18 protein-coding genes and 1 tRNA gene are annotated in these 20,841 nt (G+C 39.9%); 15 read left to right on the top strand and 4 right to left on the bottom strand.

Annotated elements, in window-relative coordinates:
- The first annotated feature begins 106 nt into the window (after positions 1 to 106).
- From ACQ5DJ_RS19565 to ACQ5DJ_RS19520, 10 genes are all read left to right on the top strand, one after another.
- On the top strand, positions 107 to 1,900 hold the full coding sequence (locus ACQ5DJ_RS19565) for an McrB family protein (protein ID WP_429843925.1): 1,794 nt from the start codon (positions 107 to 109) through the stop codon (positions 1,898 to 1,900).
- Complete coding sequence (locus tag ACQ5DJ_RS19560) at positions 1,894 to 3,825, top strand: DUF2357 domain-containing protein (RefSeq protein WP_429843924.1); 1,932 nt, start codon at positions 1,894 to 1,896, stop codon at positions 3,823 to 3,825. Before ACQ5DJ_RS19565 ends, ACQ5DJ_RS19560 begins: the two co-directional genes overlap by 7 nt.
- A 285-nt stretch (positions 3,826 to 4,110) precedes the next feature.
- Positions 4,111 to 5,145, top strand: coding sequence for a hypothetical protein (locus tag ACQ5DJ_RS19555; protein WP_429843923.1), 1,035 nt, complete (start codon positions 4,111 to 4,113; stop codon positions 5,143 to 5,145).
- A 170-nt stretch (positions 5,146 to 5,315) separates the two neighbouring features.
- Positions 5,316 to 5,377 (top strand) — tRNA-Val (locus ACQ5DJ_RS19550).
- A gap of 343 nt (positions 5,378 to 5,720) precedes the next feature.
- Positions 5,721 to 6,686, top strand: coding sequence for an IS21 family transposase (gene istA, locus ACQ5DJ_RS19545; protein ID WP_429843922.1), 966 nt, complete (start codon positions 5,721 to 5,723; stop codon positions 6,684 to 6,686).
- Between the two features lie 80 nt (positions 6,687 to 6,766).
- Positions 6,767 to 7,228, top strand: a complete 462-nt coding sequence (locus ACQ5DJ_RS19540; protein WP_429843921.1) for a hypothetical protein — start codon at positions 6,767 to 6,769, stop codon at positions 7,226 to 7,228.
- Positions 7,225 to 7,944 (top strand): IS21-like element helper ATPase IstB, encoded by a 720-nt coding sequence (gene istB, locus ACQ5DJ_RS19535; RefSeq protein ID WP_429843920.1) that lies wholly within the window; start codon positions 7,225 to 7,227, stop codon positions 7,942 to 7,944. The genes ACQ5DJ_RS19540 and istB overlap by 4 nt, the downstream gene beginning before the upstream one ends.
- A gap of 258 nt (positions 7,945 to 8,202) precedes the next feature.
- Positions 8,203 to 9,456, top strand: a complete 1,254-nt coding sequence (locus ACQ5DJ_RS19530; RefSeq protein ID WP_429843919.1) for a DUF6161 domain-containing protein — start codon at positions 8,203 to 8,205, stop codon at positions 9,454 to 9,456.
- Between the two features lie 949 nt (positions 9,457 to 10,405).
- On the top strand, positions 10,406 to 10,942 hold the full coding sequence (locus ACQ5DJ_RS19525) for an accessory gene regulator ArgB-like protein (RefSeq protein ID WP_429843918.1): 537 nt from the start codon (positions 10,406 to 10,408) through the stop codon (positions 10,940 to 10,942).
- Positions 10,932 to 11,066 carry a cyclic lactone autoinducer peptide gene (locus ACQ5DJ_RS19520; RefSeq protein ID WP_007716823.1) on the top strand — a complete coding sequence of 45 codons (135 nt, stop codon included), beginning with the start codon at positions 10,932 to 10,934 and terminating at the stop codon, positions 11,064 to 11,066. The genes ACQ5DJ_RS19525 and ACQ5DJ_RS19520 overlap by 11 nt, the downstream gene beginning before the upstream one ends.
- 281 nt (positions 11,067 to 11,347) lie before the next feature.
- Here ACQ5DJ_RS19520 and ACQ5DJ_RS19515 read toward each other — a convergent pair whose 3' ends face one another.
- The 4 genes from ACQ5DJ_RS19515 to loaP form a co-directional block, all read right to left on the bottom strand.
- Positions 11,348 to 11,758: a hypothetical protein gene (locus ACQ5DJ_RS19515; RefSeq protein ID WP_429843917.1), complete on the bottom strand. Its 411-nt coding sequence runs from the start codon at positions 11,756 to 11,758 to the stop codon at positions 11,348 to 11,350.
- Positions 11,759 to 11,920: 162 nt separating this feature from the next.
- Positions 11,921 to 12,739 carry a lipase family protein gene (locus ACQ5DJ_RS19510; protein ID WP_429843916.1) on the bottom strand — a complete coding sequence of 273 codons (819 nt, stop codon included), beginning with the start codon at positions 12,737 to 12,739 and terminating at the stop codon, positions 11,921 to 11,923.
- A gap of 38 nt (positions 12,740 to 12,777) precedes the next feature.
- Positions 12,778 to 13,608: a lipase family protein gene (locus ACQ5DJ_RS19505; protein WP_429843915.1), complete on the bottom strand. Its 831-nt coding sequence runs from the start codon at positions 13,606 to 13,608 to the stop codon at positions 12,778 to 12,780.
- A 198-nt stretch (positions 13,609 to 13,806) separates the two neighbouring features.
- Positions 13,807 to 14,340, bottom strand: a complete 534-nt coding sequence (loaP, locus tag ACQ5DJ_RS19500) for an antiterminator LoaP (RefSeq protein ID WP_429843914.1) — start codon at positions 14,338 to 14,340, stop codon at positions 13,807 to 13,809.
- A gap of 379 nt (positions 14,341 to 14,719) precedes the next feature.
- On the opposite strand from loaP, the gene ACQ5DJ_RS19495 reads away from it, so the two are divergent.
- The 5 genes from ACQ5DJ_RS19495 to ACQ5DJ_RS19475 all read left to right on the top strand — a co-directional run bounded on the left by ACQ5DJ_RS19495 (position 14,720) and on the right by ACQ5DJ_RS19475 (position 20,819).
- Positions 14,720 to 15,487 (top strand): 4'-phosphopantetheinyl transferase family protein, encoded by a 768-nt coding sequence (locus ACQ5DJ_RS19495; RefSeq protein WP_429843913.1) that lies wholly within the window; start codon positions 14,720 to 14,722, stop codon positions 15,485 to 15,487.
- Between the two features lie 82 nt (positions 15,488 to 15,569).
- The gene (gene fabD / locus ACQ5DJ_RS19490) at positions 15,570 to 18,812 is read left to right on the top strand and encodes an ACP S-malonyltransferase (RefSeq protein ID WP_429843912.1); all 3,243 of its coding nucleotides are present in this window, start codon (positions 15,570 to 15,572) and stop codon (positions 18,810 to 18,812) included.
- 38 nt (positions 18,813 to 18,850) lie between these two features.
- Entirely contained in the window at positions 18,851 to 19,645 is a 795-nt protein-coding gene (locus ACQ5DJ_RS19485; protein ID WP_429843911.1) for an alpha/beta hydrolase, read from the top strand.
- An 8-nt stretch (positions 19,646 to 19,653) separates the two neighbouring features.
- The gene (locus ACQ5DJ_RS19480; RefSeq protein WP_429843910.1) at positions 19,654 to 20,469 is read left to right on the top strand and encodes a methyltransferase domain-containing protein; all 816 of its coding nucleotides are present in this window, start codon (positions 19,654 to 19,656) and stop codon (positions 20,467 to 20,469) included.
- A 20-nt stretch (positions 20,470 to 20,489) separates the two neighbouring features.
- Positions 20,490 to 20,819: an acyl carrier protein gene (locus ACQ5DJ_RS19475; RefSeq protein WP_429843909.1), complete on the top strand. Its 330-nt coding sequence runs from the start codon at positions 20,490 to 20,492 to the stop codon at positions 20,817 to 20,819.
- The last annotated feature ends 22 nt before the right edge of the window (positions 20,820 to 20,841 follow it).

The raw sequence follows: 20,841 nt of genomic DNA, 5'->3' as shown, positions 1-20,841 counted from the left end.
AATTACCTGGATTTATTATTTCATAAATCCATTAATTTGTGAATATATTTTTGTTTTGATTTATAAAGCTATTGAGAACATAACGAAGGTAATGGAGGCAAAGGGAATGCTTTCTAAAATCAATGCTTCACAAACAAAATACGGAATTGTAAATATTATCAGCTTAGTAAAAGAAGGTTGCTTAAGGGAATACGTTAATGGGTCATATAGGGGTGACTTAGCAATAGATCAACCTCAACTTCGTGCTACACTAGGTCTAAATGAAACCAATGAACTCCCTTCATATTGGGATGAAATTCAACAGTATCCTGAACAAATTGGCCTGTTTTGTTTAACAGCAATACTATTTACACATGAAAGTTTCATACATGTCTTTAGTGCCTCGTCCACTGAAAATATGAAAGGAGTAATTAGAAGAAGCCAATTTGAAAATGAAAAGGCATTTACAAATATTCGGGGTGTCTTAGTTACTTCAGGTGCTTCGCCAGAATCAGCTATTCGAGAAGATATCGTTTCATATGATTTTTCCAGACTGATTAAGTCGGGTGAAGTAGGCAAAATCGTAAAAATGCTCTTGTTTGATAGATTGAAGAAGACATTTTGGGTGGAGAATCCATCTGGAAACAATAAAGAACACATTAGAACTTTTTACGAACAGTGCATAGCTTATGAGTTCCATCGAGTATTCTCTTTAACTGCCGAACAGTTTCGTAAGTGGTTGGAAGGGGAGGGACTTGGAAACAAAAACAGTAGACCTATTGAGCTTGATTTGGATGATAGAGTTGAGGTTGATACTCATTTATTGGTTTCGCTTGCAACCAAGCCTTTTTTGATTCTAACAGGTGCAAGTGGAACCGGAAAAACATATGGAATACGCCAACTGGCTAACTCCATAAATCCCCTAAAGCATATTGATGAGAACTTCAATAGTACCTTTATTCCTGTTGAAGCAGGCTGGAAGGACGGTAGAAACATTCTTGGTTATAAAAATCCTTTCGGAGATGAGGGGGAAATGTATCAGCCAACCGCATTGATAAATATGTTACTAAAGGCGAACTCAATTCAATATAGGAAAATTCCGTTTTTTGTATTGTTTGATGAAATGAATTTATCCCACGTGGAAATGTATTTTGCCCGTTTTCTTGCTCTTCTTGAAACATCAAGACATGAGGGAATAAGTAATGTACCGTTATTACCGAAGAACGAGTTATTATTGTTGCAAAAATACTACAAAAATAACAATGAATTTCTTGAGTATGTATATGAAGCAATTCAAAGGGAGGGTCTCTATATATCTGAAAACCTCTTTTTTGTCGGTACTGTTAATATTGATGAAACGACTTACATGTTTTCACCAAAGGTTCTGGATCGTTCATTCGTTATTGAAAAAGCAACTGATGCTCCATCTACTATCTTTAATCAGTCGCTTATTAAGAATGAAGTCAGAGCAATGCTAAGTATCAGTGAAGTAAACAAGTATCTATTAACTCAATATAATGTAAGGAAGCTATTGAATAATCTTACTAGCATAGATCAGGAAATATTGAAACCAATCACTGATTTTTTAGACCAAGTATACAACTTGGTTGAAGACTTTACATTTGGGTATCGAATTGTTGTTGAGTGTTGCGAATACGTTTTAAAAGCCAAAGAACTTCATACGGATTTAAATGTTAAATTAGAGTGGTTAGTGGATGACGACCAGTTGTACGACGAAATCCTTATGCAGAAGATACTGCCTAAGATACATGGAAATCGGAAACAGATATCAAATTTAATAAAGAGGTTGACTGCGTTTTGTAAAGATGGAGATGTAATTAGATATAAGAAATCGCACATTAAGTTGATGGCAATGGAGAGAAATCTTAATATTACGGGTTACTGTGGGTTTATATGCTAATAAGCAAATTTTCAAGAAGAATCGAAACTCTGTTAGGGAAACCTCTTACTTTTTCATTGTTATTGAATAACATTTCTGATATTGGTCCAGAATTTCGTTTTGAACGGCTAAGTGAATATGAATTTAATTATGTGGATGCTAACGATATTTTGTTTACTAAAACAAGTCCACCCTTAATGTTTATTAGAGATGAAGTTTCGGATATTTTTAGAGATATATGTGTTCGTGAAGAAACAGAATTTGATTTTGTGCTTGATTATCCCATGAGTAAAAAGGAGATTCTGCAACAGCGTAGGGTACCACATTATGAAGTCTTTCCTTTTACAAATGGAAAATTGAAGAACTATATCTCTTTTAATAATCCATTAGCATGGCAAGAGATCGCAGATGATGTAACAAGAATATCTGGTAGACTCAATTTCAGAAGTTTTGCGGGTATTGTTATATTTGAATTTCATCTAGCGATTGAAGCTATAGAAATTGAAGTAGTAAGTTATAAACTTAACTACGAGGACGACTTTAGAGTTCTTTTATATGAATTAGCACAGTATCATAGTGAGCTGATTTTCTCGTTAGATCAACCATCTGAAGTCTCGCTAGGTTTAGATCAAATGGCTGAAAGCTCACCACAGGTCTTAATTTTCCAATTGCGAAGATTGATGGAAAAAAATAACCTACCACTAGCAATTGAAACGATACTAGCAAATCCACATTCTAAGAAAAGTCATGACATTTTTATAGATAATACCCCTCTGATTGTAGCCCCTAATCTTTACGAGATCACTTCAAATCCGAGTAGTTTGGAGTGGGGGTATGGTGGAAACTTGAGTAGACATTTCAAAGGATATACACCTAGATCGTTACCAGAAGAGTATATTGATTTTACATTTGATACACTTGAAAACCAATTTGTAAAATTTTGTCTTGAAGAATTAGTGAATAACATTGAAATGATTTTAATAACCTTACCTTTAAAATTTCAAAACAGTAAGCTCTTTTTAGGGAACTGTTTGGATGAATTAATGGGGTATTTGAATGAACCTTTCTTTGGAAACATTAGTCCTTTTAGGCGCATATCCAATTCAATGATATTGCAGAAAAGCAGAGGCTATAAAGAGCTTGTTAAATTGATTCAAGAGTTTGAATTAGGACTTCAGTTAGAAACAGATGCTTCAGAATTTGATAATGTCAATGGGGACTTACGTCCAATTCATAAACTTTATGAATATTGGTGTTTTTTCTCACTTATAAGAATCTTGGAAAGCATATGTGGACAGACTACATATTCAAATTTACTAAAACGAGCAGATAGGGGATTTACGCTCAATTTAAGAGAAAAAAGTGAAAGTAAAGTCAGTTTTAATTATAATGATTCGGAGATCAATCTTTATTACAATCGTGATTTCAAGAATTTTGTTAACGAAGATTGGAATGGTAGTTACGATGGTGGATTGTACCATCCAGATTTCAGTTTAGAAGTAATTAGTCGAAGTCAAACCCATTGGATTCATTTCGACGCAAAGTACAAACTGGATTACAACAAGTTTCTTTCAATGTTTAGAAGTAATGAAAGCGGTGTTTCCATTGACTCTGAATTGTTAAAATTTCAGAAAGGAAACTTCAAAAGAAATGATATTCATACTGCACATACTTATCGAGATGCAATATTAGGAACAAGAGGTGTATTTATTCTCTATCCAGATAATATTGAGAATGCAAGTATATTTACTCGTCATCCAAAGTCCGACTACTCGTTTAGTCTACCATCGATTGGGGCTTTTCCTCTTAGACCAGGGGAGAACAACTTTAATAAGAAGCAGCAACAAAGACTTGAAGAGTCCATTGCTGTTATGTTGGAACTTCTTACGAATGAGGAATTTGAATACCAAGAGGAATCTGGATTTTTGAAGAGAGCAGATATTTAATCTCCTGAACAGTAGCGATAAGTGTGTTTTGTGTTGGGGTGACAGTAATTTAAAGCGTGGGGTATGGTCAAAATATGAATACAACTTTTCGAACAAGGTTACAAGCCAAATTGAAATACGTCACCGTTTTTGCCAACGCACGCTTCTCTATTTGCAAACTGACCATTCGATTATATATTTGGTGTGTATTCTAAACTAGTTTCTTAATAAATTCTACATTCCTTCTGCTTGTAAGGTCGCATTGATCCACTCAGAGGGATACTTTTATACAGGAGTGACAAAATAATGGGGTATCTTGCAAAAGTGATAGAAGTACTAATCGCATCTCCATCTGATGTAAAGGATGAACGCGATGTTATTACAAAAGCAATTCGTGATTGGAATACTGAGCATTCTAAGGACTATAGTATTGTTTTTATGCCTGTAAGATGGGAGACTCATGCTAACACAGAATATGATGGTTATAGTACACAAGAAATACTGAATAGACAATTTGTGAGAGAATGTGACGTTTTAATTGGTGCTATGAGAAGTAAACTGGGGACACCAACACGAAAGTCACAATCAGGAACAGTGGAGGAAATTGAGGAATTTATTAGTTTGAATAAACCCATTAAACTTTACTTCTCGACTGAAGGGCATCCTGATAATGTTGACACTATTGAGCTAGAAAGACTAAGAAAATTTAAAAGAGATTATGCAAATAAGGGTATATATAAAGATTTTAACAGCAAAGCTGAGTTAAGAGATAAAGTTAAGAGCGATTTAACTGCAGAAGCAAGAAAGTTTAAAAGTATTGAAGAAACAATCCAAGCAAAGAGCAATTATGATAGTCGAAAAAACCTTACATATATATTTTATGCAAGTGCAACACATCCAAGCTTTTCGGATATATGGCATAGATTGGATTCGGGGCACTATGCTTTAACCTATATTGCAAATGAACTTAGCAATTCAGCAGTTAATCACCTTTTATTATGTAAAGAAAATGGAAGCTTGAAAGATATAACAATACTGGGTGTCTATTATAATGATAGCAAGAACCCTAAAAATGGTATAGTCATTAAGTTAACAGATATTTGGAAGGATGAAGCAAGGGTCACCTTTAAGTTCGAATACATAAGAGATACGGGTATTCCAAGCGGATTAATATTAAAAACACTTGGTTCAGATTTTTCATATAGATGTCAAAATCAGAATCAGTTCATAGTTTATATAAGAAGAGACATCCATTCAATAATCGGTGATTGTAGTAATTATTTGAATGAATATAAGGTAAGTACGGAGAGAGAGGCGGTTATGAAGAGGAGTAGATACTAATTTTACTTGATTTACGGTGTGCAATGGAGAATAAGTTTTTAACTAAACAAGCATGGAATATTATAGTTGGTTAAAGATTGACTAACTAAGTAGACCACCTTATGATTGTGTACGAAACAGCAAGGTAAGTGGTTGACATTGGAGAAACCCTGATATATCAATGACAGCAAGGCTCAGTTGGGAGAGCACCATCTTGACAGGGTGGCGGTCGCTGGTTCGTACCCAGTCCGGATCACAATAATACAAACGTTAGAACCCTTGAGGAATCAAGGGTTTTTGTTATTTCTTTCGTATGTTTCATTCGCATCAACAACTGTGTTTTTAGAACTTGTTGACGGATTGTTGACCAATTTTACTATTAATCAAGGAGTAAACGACTAGATAGTTTCCAGATTGATAAGATTGCAATACTTCTTTAAAGAATTCTTTTGTTTTAGGGTGATGGATGTGTTTGGCAAAATAAAAGTACACACTTTGGCAACCGAAAAGTGCAGGCCATTTCCGAAAATGAAAAAAGCCTTGCCAGCTAACTAACAACCCCCTACTCTTCTATTTGGCGAACAGATAGGAGAGGGATGAAAGGAATGCTGGCAATGGCTCAACAACACTATATCAAATACTTGAGGGATGTAAAAGATCAATCTATCTCCCAGATTGCAGAGCAAACGGGTGTTAATTGGAGAACAGCGAAGAAATATGCAGACTGTTCGGATTGGAACAAAGCAGAGCGTCCTCTTAGAGGAAAATTCCCCATCATGGAAGCTTACCGTGAGCAAGTGGATACCTGGCTTATAGAAGATCAATTCCGTCTCCGTCCCAAAAAGCAGAGGCACACTGCAAAACGTATCTATGATCGTCTTGTTTCCGAATTTGGCTTTGCAGGATCAGACCGTACCGTACGGTACTACGTTGCCAAACGGAAGTTAGAACTGCAAATCGAAAAGTCGGAACCTTATATTCGTCTAGAACATCCAGGGGGAGAAGCTCAGGCGGATTTTGGAACCTTTCAAGCAATTATTGGCGGTGAACTGGTAGAGCGGAAAATGTTAATCCTCTCCTACCCTTACAGTAATGCGGCATTTGTCTTTGTTACTCCGAAGGAGAACACCGAGTGTTTCTTGGAAGGGTTACGGCAGTTATTTGAGATGTGTGGCGGAGTGCCCAATCGAATCTGGTTTGACAATCTTTCAGCTGCAGTTGTATCTGTAGGAACCGATGGAAAGAGAAAGCTTACAGATGAATTTCAACGATTTGCTCTCCATTATCGCTTCCAGCCTGTCTTTTGCAATCCAGCTCAGGGGAACGAAAAAGGACATGTTGAAAACAAAGTTGGTTATGCTCGAAGAAATTGGTGTGTTCCATTACCTGTAGCCAATGATATGGAACAACTACAAAATGTTATTAATCAGCAAGCCCTTGAGGATTTGAAAAGACTCCATAATGCGAAGGGAGTCTTACAGCAAGAGCTTTGGGAGCAAGAGAAAATCAAGCTTTTGGAACTTCCTCTCGTATCTTATGAGGCTTTCCGTTTAGAATTCTAAAAGCCAATGGATACGGTGAGGTTCTCGTTGATCAAAAAACGTTAAAGGTTCCATCTATCCGTTCTCACGAACGAGTATGGTTGAAGTATTGGTGGAACAAAGTAGATGTACTAAGTGACAGCTATGAAGTCCTCCTTTCACTGCCAAGGGGATATATAGACGAGCCAATCCCAATTGATCTGCAAACGCTGTTAGAGCCACTTTATAATAAGCCGAGGGCTCTCGATTACAGTTCTGTCCTTGCTTTGCTTCCTAGCAAAACAAAAGCTTTTCTTCAATCTGTGGAAGGGAAAAGTCGCAAAACAAGAATCGGCTGGATCATTCGAATGCTAAAAACATACCAGATTGAGGAGATCGAAAGATGCCTAACACAAGAAAAGCAGGATGATGCGAGTCGCTTGGAGCATGTTCTGTACCGTTTACGTCATCCAGAGATCATCCCAACACCTATGAAAGACAATCAAACACCCTCTGTTTTCGTTGGGTATCAGCCAGATCTTTCGAGATATGATCAACTTCAACGGACGGAGGTACGAAAATGAGAGAAGAATTACGTCAACTATGCAAGCAGATGAGATTAGCACATGTCATGAATATCTACGAGCAAGTACCATTTGAACACCCAACTCAGTTTCTTCATGCGGTACTATCAGCGGAACGAAGTTCCCGTGAGCAGGGAAAAATACGACGATTGTTACAGAAAGCAAGATTTACGCAAATAAAGACTTTTGAAGGGTACTCTTTCGAGTCGGTTTCGTTACCTGACAGTGTAACGATTGAGGAATTGAAGAGAGGCTCGTTTGTAGGACGGAAGGAAAATGTTATTTTGCTGGGTGCCGTAGGCACAGGAAAGACGCATCTGGCCACGGCAATTGGTGTAGAGGCGTGTAAACAGGGGAAAAATGTGAGGTTCTATCGGGTTGCAGAGTTGGTTTCCATTTTGCAAACCAAGTTTCATGCTGGTAATCTACCGAGATTTCAGAAGGAATTAATGGATGCTGATTTACTAATCTTAGATGAGTTAGGATTTGTTCCGTTTCACAAGGATGGTGCTGACCTACTTTTCCAGCTAATCTCAGAATGTTATGAGCGAATCAGTGTCATTGTTACCTCGAATTTGGAATTCAGCCAATGGAATACGGTTTTCGGAGATAACCGTTTAACCGCTGCCTTGATTGACCGTCTTGTGCATCATGCTCACATCGTAGCTTTCACAGGAGAGAGTTATCGCCTTCGGCATGCTCTTTCCCATCGTTAATAATGAAAAATTTAGCCTGGCAAGGCTATGCACAAAATGGTTGCCGAACTCTGCACTTTTTACTTGCCAAATACATGATGGATTTGTTCACTTACGTATTCAAATCAATAATTCCTAAGGAAACTCTCCTACATTAGAATGTGACTATTGTGCGCGTATTCAGAAAAATAGCCAATATGTCTATGCTAAATGTAGGGAAAACTCCCTGCCTTGTCGAATTGTAAGGCATCATAGCTTACTGATATAGGGGGGAGATAGATGGCGATTACTACAGAAGTGAAGGTTTTTAATGAGGCAATGCAAAAACACTTTCAAGAGCTAAAAGTAAAAACCATTCTGTATCCAGAAGACATTGAAAAGGATTTTAATGGAGATATTGAATATTTTTATAGATTTATGAAAGAAGAAGTTGAATATTGGTCATTTTTAAGCGGTGGGGGATTTACTTATATACAGAATTATTTTAGAGCAGTAGTTGATCAACTTAACCAAGCAGTTTCCTATCAAGATAGTAATGTTAATCACGCTCAAGGATTAATAGTGAACGCAATTAATAAGATGAATGAAGCCAATAATTACCGTATTTACTCCTCTACAGCGGTTGCTCAATTTTTAAAGGAGCAATGTGAAAAAAATACTACTCAGGGAATATCGGCGCTAAATTATCTAATTGAAAACTCAACCAATAGCATAACAAATAAGGAGTATTTTAAAGGGATAATGAATTCATATGTGTGGGAGGAGCAAGATCATACATTTAACCCAAAGCTCACTGCGCATAAGAAAGCTTTAACTCAATTAAAGAGCACTTTTTCGAAAGATAGGGACGAATTATATGGCGACTTCAAAATGAAACACCGAGAAGTCTCTGATACATATAAAGCTTTTAAAGATGAGTTGGAGGCATGGCGCAATGAAATAAGTGTCAGCACCAAAGAATATGTAGATCATAATCAAAATGAATTATCTCAATTTGTACTAGATAAGCAAGCAGAACTAATAGAATTAGAGTCATTATATCAGCAGAAATTAATGCTAGAAGCACCAGCAACTTATTGGGATGAGTTAAGTAAACACTATAATGCTCAGGGGAATCAGTGGCGACTATGGGCTATTGTTGCGACAAGCATTTTATCAACTGTGCTACTTTCGATTCTGTTTTGGAAACCTGAAACTATTTTCGAAGGTAATCACTTTACAGCAAATTCTATTAAAGCTAGCTTATTGCTGGTGTTGTTTACTTCAATAGCAATTTACCTGATTAGATTATTTGTATTACTTGCCCAGAGTGCCTACCATCTATCAAGAGATGCCAAGGAAAGATATCAATTGACTTACGTGTACCTTGCATTAATCAAAGAAAAAGGTGCATCTGAGGCTGAAAGATCAATTATTTTACAGGCACTGTTTAGTCGTGCTGATACGGGGCTTTTGAAGGGGGATTCAAGTCCTGCAATGCCAGACGGAATGTTATCGCAAATAATGAAGAACATAGGGGCTCCACCTAAATGAATTATTATGAAGAAGAAGGAATGCCAAAATGGCATTCTTTTTTGTGGAATGCTGATTTAACGTGAATGGGCTATCTCAGATATTCAATAGAGAGCCTATAATAGTACTCGATTGTATAAATTGTGCAATTTAACCTCGATACAGAAACGAAATGACGTAGCAATATAGAGCTTCTACTTGCCGAGTTTGGGGGTGTGACGCAGCATCACTCTAAAATGTCAAAACTGGTAAATAAAAGCAGGAATCTGTCGTTTTTCGTAGAATATTACACTCAATAAGTAATTGAGGTGAAAAAGTTAAATGCTGTTTGTCCTATTTTCAACATTGGAATACCTCGCGATATTTGCTCTTCTGACTACGCTATTTAGGTTTGGCTTTTTGGTGCATATCAACCGGATTCTCTTTGTGAGTCTGGTATTAATGCTTTTCTCGTTTGGGCTACGACAATTTACGCCATATGGAGACTATGCAACTATAGCCCAAGTCGTCATAATCTTTGGGGCATTAATCCTGGTATGGAACGTGAATTGGGGACATGCTGCCTTAATGACTATGATAACATCAGGAATCTACTTGGGAATTCAGATGGTGGAGGTGTTCTTCCTGACCATCATAGGAGCACTAGAGACAATTGAATCGTTACGGGATCGAACCATCAACACGGGGTTCATATTCCAGACAATCTCCGCATTACTTACCTTTGCCTTATGCTATGGACTTCGGAAATGTAGACTACAATTTACATTTGTCAGAGACGGAGCGCCTTTCTTTATTTACCATAGAATTAACATGGTTATTTTGTCGCTGATCATTGTAACAGGTGTGTTGATAACGGTCTTGTTTAAATTAGCAAGTACATATGGAATTTCTTCCATAGTCTGGATTTTCTTTGGGATGGCCATCGGAATCACGATACTGGCATGGCTGGCTATAAAAAGGGATGGGGAATATGATTGAAACTCTTGCTGAAAGAATAGCAATCCAACTAAAGTCGATCAATCCACATGAAACGAAGTCAGTGCCTACAATGAAATTTGGGTTAATCCTTATCATCAACATGCTTCTCATCATTACGAGTAGCCTTACCATTTCACTCATGATAGGGACATTTCAAGGAACAGTAATCACATTGGCTGGATTTTTAGTACTACGCCAATTTTCAGGAGGATTTCACTATTCATCGTCTGTCTACTGCACCATGACAAGTATAGTGGGAGCTGTATTAATCCCTCTAATTCCCCTACCTAATGATTTTGTCACCCCGATTATTATCATCACATTAGTCCTAGTAGCACTTTTTGCACCTCAAGAAATGGAATTGCAATCACGACTATTCAAACAGAATCAGACGTTGCTCCTCAAGACCATCTCAATTCTCATCGTCAGTTCATTATTTTTCATAGACAGCGAGACACTGGTTAAGACCTTCTTTGTGCAATCACTGACGCTAATTCCACTGAAAGGAGGTGGAAAAGATGAAAAATAAAGCGATGATGTTCGTAGCGAAACATGTTTCTGCAATTGCTTCATTTGTTGCGGTATTGGCGGTAACTACAGCATCCTTTGGTTTCGTGGGGAAACCTGAGATTCCAGAGGAATTAAAGAAATAAGGAGCAATGAACGACACAGACCATATCTCACTCGACTTAACTTCGAACGGGGAAAACTGGTTCCTCGTATGATTGTATTGTACTTATCGACTGCTTCTTTTCAGATCGTGACTAATAACCTCAACCCCTTGGTAGACAAGAGGGGTTCTTTTTTTCGCCTAGTTCATTGGCGTCAACAACGTTGATTTTCGAATTGTTAATGAATCCAAGCGGGCTGTCTCTCTGGCGAGAAATCCACTTTTGAGACAGCCCCTTACTGTTTTACATACGCATAACGCTGATTAAAACTTGGAAAGAGCGAATTTAGCTGTGAAATTCATTTTTTTCATATAGGAAGAATTCGCTCCGGCTTGAAATTGTACAGAAATATTGCCGTCTTTTTGTGCTTGGAATACTCGTCCGTAAGGTGAATTCGCATGGTATGTACCAATCACTTGATTATCCGCATCAAAGACTGTATAAGAGATCGGGAATCCTGAATTGTTTACAAATATCGTAAGTTCTTCTCCCTTTTTAAGCGGAAAAGATTCTTTTTGCGTCACTTCGTATGAACTCAGAGAATAGTATTTCGTAACCTCTTGAATGTCTAATGCCGTTGTTGCTGCGCTAGCTTTTGAGACTTCCAATCCTGGCAAATTTGCACCCGTAAGTACTGCAATTCCTAATGCACCTGCTAAAATGGCTTTTTTCATAATCGTAATGCCTCCCTTTTTAATCATCCTAGAGTAAAAGTAAATATTTGGAAATTACATCCATTATAATCCTGCTGATAACAGTTATCAATAAGTTTTTTTGTAGATTACCTCTCACGCCGTGAAAAAGAGGGCATAAAAAAAGAGAGTGATTCAATTGAATCAACATCCCCCTAAAAACGGCACACACATCCCCGTATCCGGACAAAAGCCCGCATTCTCCCCGCACAACCTCTCCGTAAACCCAGGTTCCTCCTGTGCCAGAAACTTAAAATAACAAACAATTTCATGATTCCTTACAGCTAAACTATTCAACTGGAAATTCAATAAATACTTCCGATCCACATGCTGGTAGTACAATCCTTTCTTCGTAAACGGAGGCGGATACACCTTGGACGGCAAAGTCGGAATAATATCATGAACATTCACGATCCGAACACTGTTCTTTACAGTTTCATTAAACCGTGAAGCAAAGACAGGATCTCCGACACGAGGACTCCCATACGTATACACAAAAGGATGGGCAAACTTCGTATTCACCGCAATATCCAAACCAGCAAGGGCGGCCAACCCTCCTCCTAAACTGTGCCCCGCGACAAATAGTCTTTTCGATCTTGGGAGCTTGCTCAACTCCCGAATCAAGTCATCTCTCGCTGATTGATAAATACAAGTAAACCCACGATGGGTTTTTCCTGCCTTTCTGACAAATCGATAAGGGACTTGATACAAATCTTGATCAGACTCATTATCGTTAAACGTGCGTGTTCCCCGAAAAGCAACAACGATACTGTCGGATGACTCGGCTACAAAACCAAATACCTCTGGCTCCGGAGTCTCAACACCAGCCAGTGCTCGAATAGTCGAGCGCTGACGATATCCTTTTGGCAAGACAAGTGAATCTGTTTCAAAAAGCTGATAGGCCTGATGGACCATGGCCGCAAGTAAAATCGCATCTTTGCATTTATAAATACGATCGATCATTGATGTGTCTCCCTTTCTGAGTTTCAAAGCTGTAATAGCTAGCATTTGCCTTGAAACGGAATACACGTATCGATAGCGGGACAAAACCCCGGGTTTTCCACGCAGAGCGTTTGGGCATAATCAGGGTCAAGCTGAGTGAGGCTATGAAAATAGCAGGCGATACTATCGTTGCGAGGCGTATTATTCAGTTGAAACGAGATCGAAAACTTGTTTTTTACATGTTGATAATAGATACCTTCCTGGGTAAAAGGAGGCGGATACTTTTGATCGGGGAATGTAGGAAAAGAGTCGTGGACATTTACAATGCGTAGACTATTTGCAACGACTTTATTGAAGCGTGAAGCGAAGTGGGGGTCACCAATACGTGGGTTGCCATAGGTATAAACGATTGGTTGCCTAAACTTCGTGTTTACCGCAATATCTAAAGCTGCCAGTACAGCTAGCGCGCCGCCGTAGTTGTGGCCAGTTATAAATAGCTTTTTTGATGAAGGAAACTGATTGATTTTTCTAATGAACCGATCCCGTGTTGATTGATATAGGCATGTAAATCCACGTGAGGTTTTCCCTGCATCTGTAACAAAAGGATAGGGGACTTGTAGGATGTCATAGGCTGCCAAAAGGTCTGCCGGATATGCTGCGTACCCTCTAAAGGCAATGATGATTTCATCTTTTGATTCTGCCACAAAACCATATACATGTTCTGTTGGATTCTCTACATTTGCGAAAGCCTGTATTGTGTATCGCAGTTGAAAACCTTTGGGTAAGGTAAGCTTCCCTTCAAAATATAATGGATAGGTCTGATAGCTCATGGCTGCAAGGAAAATGGCAGCTTGACTAGTAAACATGTTGTTTTCGTCCGAAAAAACCATGCATACAAATTCCTTTCCAAACAAGAATAAGATTTAACATTTTTGAAAGGTCTTACATCGGAATTCTTGTCTGTCTCTCCCAAATGAAAGCAGGGGAACCCTACTCGAATGACGCTTACCATGAGCCTATGTTTTTACGATGGAATGCGTGCTTGTATGAAGCAAAAATAAAGGGGAGGCGTACGCAACGTTCTCCATTTACAAAGGTTTTGAAAGGATTTCAATCCCCACATCAATTGTTTTCTCTACTCCCATGAAGGTTAAAAATATTTTCGCCCTATTTTTGTGCCTATCCACTTTTTTGATAATGCCTTCCAGTCCTTTTAGGGGACCAGACTCTACGATTACTTTTGAATTCTCCAGATAGACTTTTGAATAATCGACAACCTCACCGTTTCCCATGAGTTGGAGTATCGGGGTGATTTCTTTTTCGTCAATGCTCGAATAATAAGCGCCCTCATCCTGCGAATAGTAACTACCGTTATTGACCAAACGTAAACTCCCAGGAATTTTTTTGATTTTATGGAACATATCGTTAGTCATTTCAGTCTTAATAAGTACATATCCAGGAAAAATATTCTTCACGACTTTATACACAATGCCTGACTTTTTCTCAGGAACCAATCTCTTCGGTACAAAGGACATTAAAGACTGCTCATTAAAATTGAGTTTGAGGTACTTTTGAACGACTTCTTCTTTACCTGATTCTACAAAGATGGCATACCATTTCAAGGTGAGTCATCCTTTCATTTTGAAGTGTATTCGTAAGTATCTTGATCGCTGTTTCTATGAGTTTTGTAGCCCCCAAAAATAGGAATGATGTAGTAGATATCTTTTTGAAAATTGTGGTAGTATACTAAATATATCCAATACTTTCTTATTATGCAATAAATGTAGTATTATGGTATTGTTGGATAAAAATGGATAACGATCTTTGGAAGTTTCTTATCGAAAGTAAAATCCCTTGGGGAATTTAACCGATGTTTCGGCACGTTAAAGGAACGTAGGGAGGTCATACGGAGAAACGGTAGTGTGTATAATTATTTACCCACGAACCGGGGAAGCTCTGCCCTTTGGCATAGTAGTAGAACGAGAGAAGGCGGAGATTGAATTGCATGTATTTCCACAGATCTTTACGAAAGAATTCGTTATAAAAGGTATGGATAGAGAGTTTCGTGCCAGTTTGTGCATGGGCCATTTTTCTGTTCCAGCTGATTTTTTAAAAATAGTAAAATTTCTGCACCCAACAGAATTCGAGTACTATTTTCATCTAGAGTTTGAGCGGAGAGTAAAAAGCTACCTGACAGGGAGATATGTCGCCAAAAGAGCCGTTTCGTTTTTGGTTGGAGAAGAAAGCTTAGAGCGAATATGTATTGAACAGGGCATTTTTCATCACCCTGTCGTGAGCTTACCGAATACAACCAATGTCCAGGTGAGTATCACCCATTGTGACGACCTTGCAGCCGCCATTGCTTTTTCGGAAGAACTACCGATGGGGATTGATATAGAGAGAATTAGCGGTGATAGAAATAAAGTGCTGGAGACGCAAATGACTTTGAAAGAGAACAGCTTGTTGTCATGCTTGCCTTATTCCTATGAAGCGACTCTCACTCTTTTCTGGACAGTCAAGGAAGCGTTATCCAAAATTCTAAAAACAGGCTTAACCACTTCTTTTCATATCTATGAAATAAGCCAAGTGGAGGCAAGGGATGGGGTTGTTTATAGTCTTTTTGAAAACTTCCCTCAATACCGTACAGCATCCTTTATCCTTGGTGACTATGTGTGTTCGATCACCTACCCGAAAAAGACAGAGTGGAGTGTTGCTATCATAAAGGATGTACTTCAGGAGATAGAACAATCCATGACAAATCGCTTATGAATTCCCCACAGGCGGTCAATTGACCAGGCTGTGGGGAGTTTTCTTTATAAAAACCTTTTTAAAAACAAGGGGTGCATCATACATGGAAAAGCCTGTTGTGTTTATGTTTTCTGGACAGGGGTCTCAGTACTATCAGATGGGGAGAGACCTTTTTGATCAGAATCCAGTATTTCGCAAATGGATGCTTAGGTTAGATGAAAAGGTACATTCCCTGATCGGGGAGTCTATCCTTGCCCAATTATATGATGACACGAAGCGTCGAGACAATATATTCGATCGCACCCTTTTTACGCATCCCGCCATTTTTATGGTGGAATACGCTCTGGCCCAGGATCTCATGGAAAGCGGAATTAAGCCTGACTATTGTCTGGGGAGCAGTTTGGGGGAGTTTGCGGCGGCTGCTGTGTCTGGGATCATGCCTGTGGAAGAATTGCTACAACTTGTGGTTGAACAAGCCACCCTTTACGAAACGTATTGTCAGAAAGGGAGTATGCTTGCGATTCTCCACAATCCCGATTTGTATGATGAAGACCCGCTCTTGCATCGAAATAGTGAATTGGTAGCGGTGAATTTTCATTCGCATTTTGTCATTGCCGGGAGCAGTCATCAGCTACAACGAATGGAGGATTATATCAAAGGCAAGGGGATTATTTGTCAACGACTACCCGTATCGTATGCTTTTCACTCAGCTTACATCGATCCAGCTGAACCACATTATCGGGAGGTATTGAAACATAAATCGTTTGGAATTCCCCAGATTCCCTTTGTTTCGTGTGTTCACGGTGAAATCATGAAGGAACTGCCAGCTGACTACTTTTGGCAAGTGGTAAGAAAACCAATGCAGCTTCCAAAAGCTGTTCAAGAGCTGGAGAAACAGCAAAGCTACATCTATTTGGATTTGGGACCAGCAGGAAATTTGAGTAATTTTACAAAGCGAAATCTGAGGCAAGATTCACAATCAGAATGCTACTCGATTATCACTCCTTTTAAAAAGGATGGCGAAAATGTAGAGCGCATCAAGCAACTGTTCTCAACTAAAAGTTTGCATACAAACAGAAAGGAAGACAGAAAAATGACCACATATGTTTTCCCAGGGCAGGGCTCCCAAATAAAAGGAATGGGGGGCTCTCTGTTTGATGAGTTTCCAGAAATAACGGCCAAAGCTGATCAGATATTAGGTTATTCCATCAAAGAGCTTTGTCTGCATGATCCAGACAAAGAGTTAAGTAAAACCCAGTTTACCCAGCCTGCTTTGTACGTGGTAAATGCGCTTAGCTATCTTAAAAGGGTACAGGAAACCGGGAAAAAACCAGATTATGTGGCGGGGCACAGCTTGGGTGAGTACAACGCACTTTTTGCATCAGGGGTGTTTGACTTTGAGACAGGGCTGCATTTGGTGAAAAAAAGAGGCGAGTTGATGAGTCTAGCAGTCGGTGGAGGCATGGCGGCTGTGATCGGGTTTACTCTGGAGCAAGTAGAACGCGTATTACATGAGAATAAATTGACCAGCATCGATATTGCCAATCACAATTCTCCCTCCCAATTTGTGATTGCAGGTCGGAAAGAAGATATAGAGCGTGCTAACCCTGTTTTTCAGGAAGCGGGCGTAAAAGTATACATACCGCTAAAGGTGAGCGGAGCATTCCATTCCCGTTACATGAGTGATGCGAAGCAGAGCTTTGAGGACTATTTGAATCAGTTTGCGTATTCCAGTATGACCATTCCAGTGATTTCTAATGTTCACGCAAGACCCTATAAACAGAGCGATGTAAAACGAAATTTGGTGGAACAAATTACACACCCAGTGAAATGGAATGACACCATTCGATATCTCCTAGCCTTGGGAGAAAACGAAATAGAAGAGGTTGGCCCTGGTACTGTGTTGACCAAATTAGTTACTACGATCCGAAATGAAGCAGAACCGCTGATCATAGAAGAGGAAGCAGAGAAAGAAAACATGGAGCAACCAAAAGGGATTACCGCTTTTTCGCTGGGAAATCAGCAATTTAAACAGGACTACAATCTGAAATATCCCTACCTGGCAGGAGCGATGTACAAGGGAATCTCATCAGAAAAGCTGGTCATTAAAATGGGGAAAGCCGGGATGATGGGCTTTTTCGGAAGCGGTGGCTTACAGCTGGATAGAATCGAGCGTGCCATCCAACAGATTCAACGTGAACTACAGCATGGCGAGCCGTATGGTATGAATTTGTTCCATCATCCAAGCGACACGTCCATGGAAGAAAAAATCGTCGAGCTGTATCTTGCCAATCAAGTGAGGGTGATTGAAGCATCTGCGTTTATGGCGATTACCCCTGCGTTGATCATCTATCGGGCCAAGGGATTAAAGCGGGGGATGAACGGGCAAGTGGAGGCGGCAAACAAAATTTTTGCCAAGGTATCACAGCCTGAGGTAGCGGAAGCCTTTTTAAGTCCCGCACCTGAGTACCTCATAGAAAAATTGGTGCAAGAACATAAGCTTACGACGGAAGAAGCGAGTCTGTTACGAGAAGTTCCGATGGCGGACGAGTTAACGGTAGAGGCCGATTCGGGCGGAAATACCGATCACGGTGTAGCTTCTGCTTTGATGCCAGCGATGATCAGGCTACGAGATAACATGATGCACAAGTATGGATACCGGAGGCCGATCAGAATCGGGGCTGCGGGAGGGATTGGAACTCCTGAGGCTGCAGCGGTCGCTTTCATGCTTGGGGCAGATTATATTGTTACAGGCTCGATTAACCAGTGCACAGTGGAAGCGGCAACCAGCGAGTCGGTGAAGGATTCGTTGCAGTTGGCCAATGTTCAAGACACAGAGTATGCTCCTGCCGGTGAAATGTTTGAAATGGGAGCCAAAATTCAAGTGTTGAAAAAAGGATTATTCTTTCCAGCGAGAGCGAACAAATTGCACGACCTCTATCGTCAATACAACTCGCTTGATGAAATCGATGAGAAAACCAAGAAGCAGCTCCAGGAAAAGTATTTTAAACGTAGCTTTGAAGAGGTGTATGAACAGATGAAAACGACTTGCCCACCTCAGGAACTGAAAAGAGCGGAACGAACACCTAAGTACAAGATGGCGTTACTTTTCAAATGGTATTTTAACCGCTGTTTTGACTGGGCTTTGGATGGAGCCGAAAGCTATAAAGTGGATTATCAGATTTACTGCGGTCCAGCGTTAGGTTCTTTTAATCAATGGGTGAAGGGAACGGCTGTTGAAAACTGGAGAGACCGTCATGTTGATCAAATCGGTGAAATGATGATTAAAGAGACAGCTAACCTTTTGAATCAGCGTATTCACGCCTTAACAGGTTCAAGCAAGTAAAGAAGCAATGACTCTCAAATAAGAAAGGAACGGCGAAAATGAACTTGGAACTAGTAGAATACCATCCTGAAGGCGTTTCTAGCGAAGCGTCTCTTCTTTTTGTGCATGGAGCATGTCACGGAGCATGGTGTTGGGAAAAAAACTTCCTTCCTTTTTTTGCTGACAAAGGCTTTTCTTCCTATGCGCTGAGTCTTCGTGGACACGGTGAAAGTGACGGCTATGAAAATCTACATACCTACACACTACAGGATTACACGGATGATGTTCTTGAAGTGATCGGGCGTCTAAAAAGCAAGCCAGTGCTGGTCGGACACTCCATGGGTGGTGGAATTGTGCAGAAGATCTTGCACCAGCATCCAGATATCATCTCAGGTACCGTTCTGGTTGCCTCGATTCCTCCGCATGGCGGAATGGGTGACTTATTCCGGTTGATGTTCAAGAATTTTAAAGAAGCTATGCGATTATTTACATATAACGAAAAAAGAGATGCCTCATTGCTCGCCAATGTCTTTTTTTCCAAGGAGCTGCCGATTGAAAAAAAGGACGAGTGGGTGAAGCTCTTGCAGCCTGAATCACTGAAAGCAAGAACCGAGATGAATGGAAAAATTGTTCCAAAAACAGTCAGTGCGAAAACTCCGATACTGGTTCTCGGCTCCAAGCAGGATCGGATGATTTCTGAGAAAACAACGCGCCGAATTGGCAAAACATACGGAATCGAACCCGTTCTGTTCCAAAATATCAGTCATGATATGATGCTTGATCCTGAATGGGAAGACGTTGCTGGCCACATTTTGGATTTTTTAAACGAATCTATATCTGAATGGCGGAGGTAGGGAATAACATGGAAGGTTCTTATCAAATCGCAAACATTGCCACGAATGTTGAGGTAGAAATAGAACGTTTGAAATCACAGGTGGAGTTGTTTTGGGATAAAGAGCTGAAGCATTATATCGAGTTTGGTCTGACAGATGGGATGTCGGTCATAGAGCTAGGCTCTGGGCCAGGTTTCGTATTGGAAAAGGTCATGCAGGAGTTTTCTAATTGCAGAGTGACGGGATTGGAGCTTGATCCGCTTCTCGTTGATTATTCAAGAAACTATTTGACACAAAAGCAATCTGATCGATTTGAGATAGTCGCGGGATCGATTATGGAAACTGGCTTACCTAGTGATTCCTATGATTTTGCCATTACTCGACTCGTATTGGAACATTTACCCGACCCAGTCGGTGCGGTTCGTGAAGTAGCGAGGTTGTTAAAGCCAGGTGGCAAAGCGGTATTTATCGACAATGACTTCGAGATGCACATCATGACCACCCCACATGTACCCGAATTGCGAGAGCTTTATGATGCCTACTGTGCGGCACGCTATGCGGAAGGCGGCAACCCGAAAATCGGTCGTGAACTGCCGACGGTCCTCAAGCAAGGCGGACTTGGAAAAATAGATTTCGAAGTCATTTGCGCTCACAGTGAGCTCCTCGGGTACGAAATGTTTCTCAAGTCGGAAGGTGTAGGCATTCCTGTGCAGTTGGTGCGTGACGGTTATTTATCCAGCAAGGCGTTGGGCAAGCTATCTGTGGCATGGCGAAACATGCTGAATACGGAAGGTCATTCTATTCTCAGACAGCTATACATGGCTGTTGGTGAGAAATCGGTGTAGAAGAAAGGGGGGAGTCGAGTATGAAGGTACTTTTTCATTCATTTCATGATATGGAAACCATAGTGAAAGAAGTAATGACCGACTTATTAAAAGATACGACGAATCCCTTGGATTTCGATAAAAGCTTTGTGGAATTAGGTATCAGCTCGGTATTGTCTGTAGAAATGGTAGAGATGATTAATAGGAAGCTAGGTATTGACTTAGGGATTGAGGTCGTTTTTGATCATGAGAATACGAAACAACTAGCCACGCACATTTTCGAAAATATCAGCCAGCAAGTGCGAATGAAACGCTACAAGAAATCGCTCCAACAACAGATTGTACCCAGGCCGATAACGGTTCATCCATGATTGCGAGCAAGATAGGTAAAAT

It is taken from the genome of Brevibacillus sp. FIR094 (genome assembly GCF_050477165.1).
Classification (GTDB): domain Bacteria; phylum Bacillota; class Bacilli; order Brevibacillales; family Brevibacillaceae; genus Brevibacillus.
Note: the sequence above shows the minus strand (reverse complement) of the source record. Positions and strands in the feature narration are given on the sequence as shown.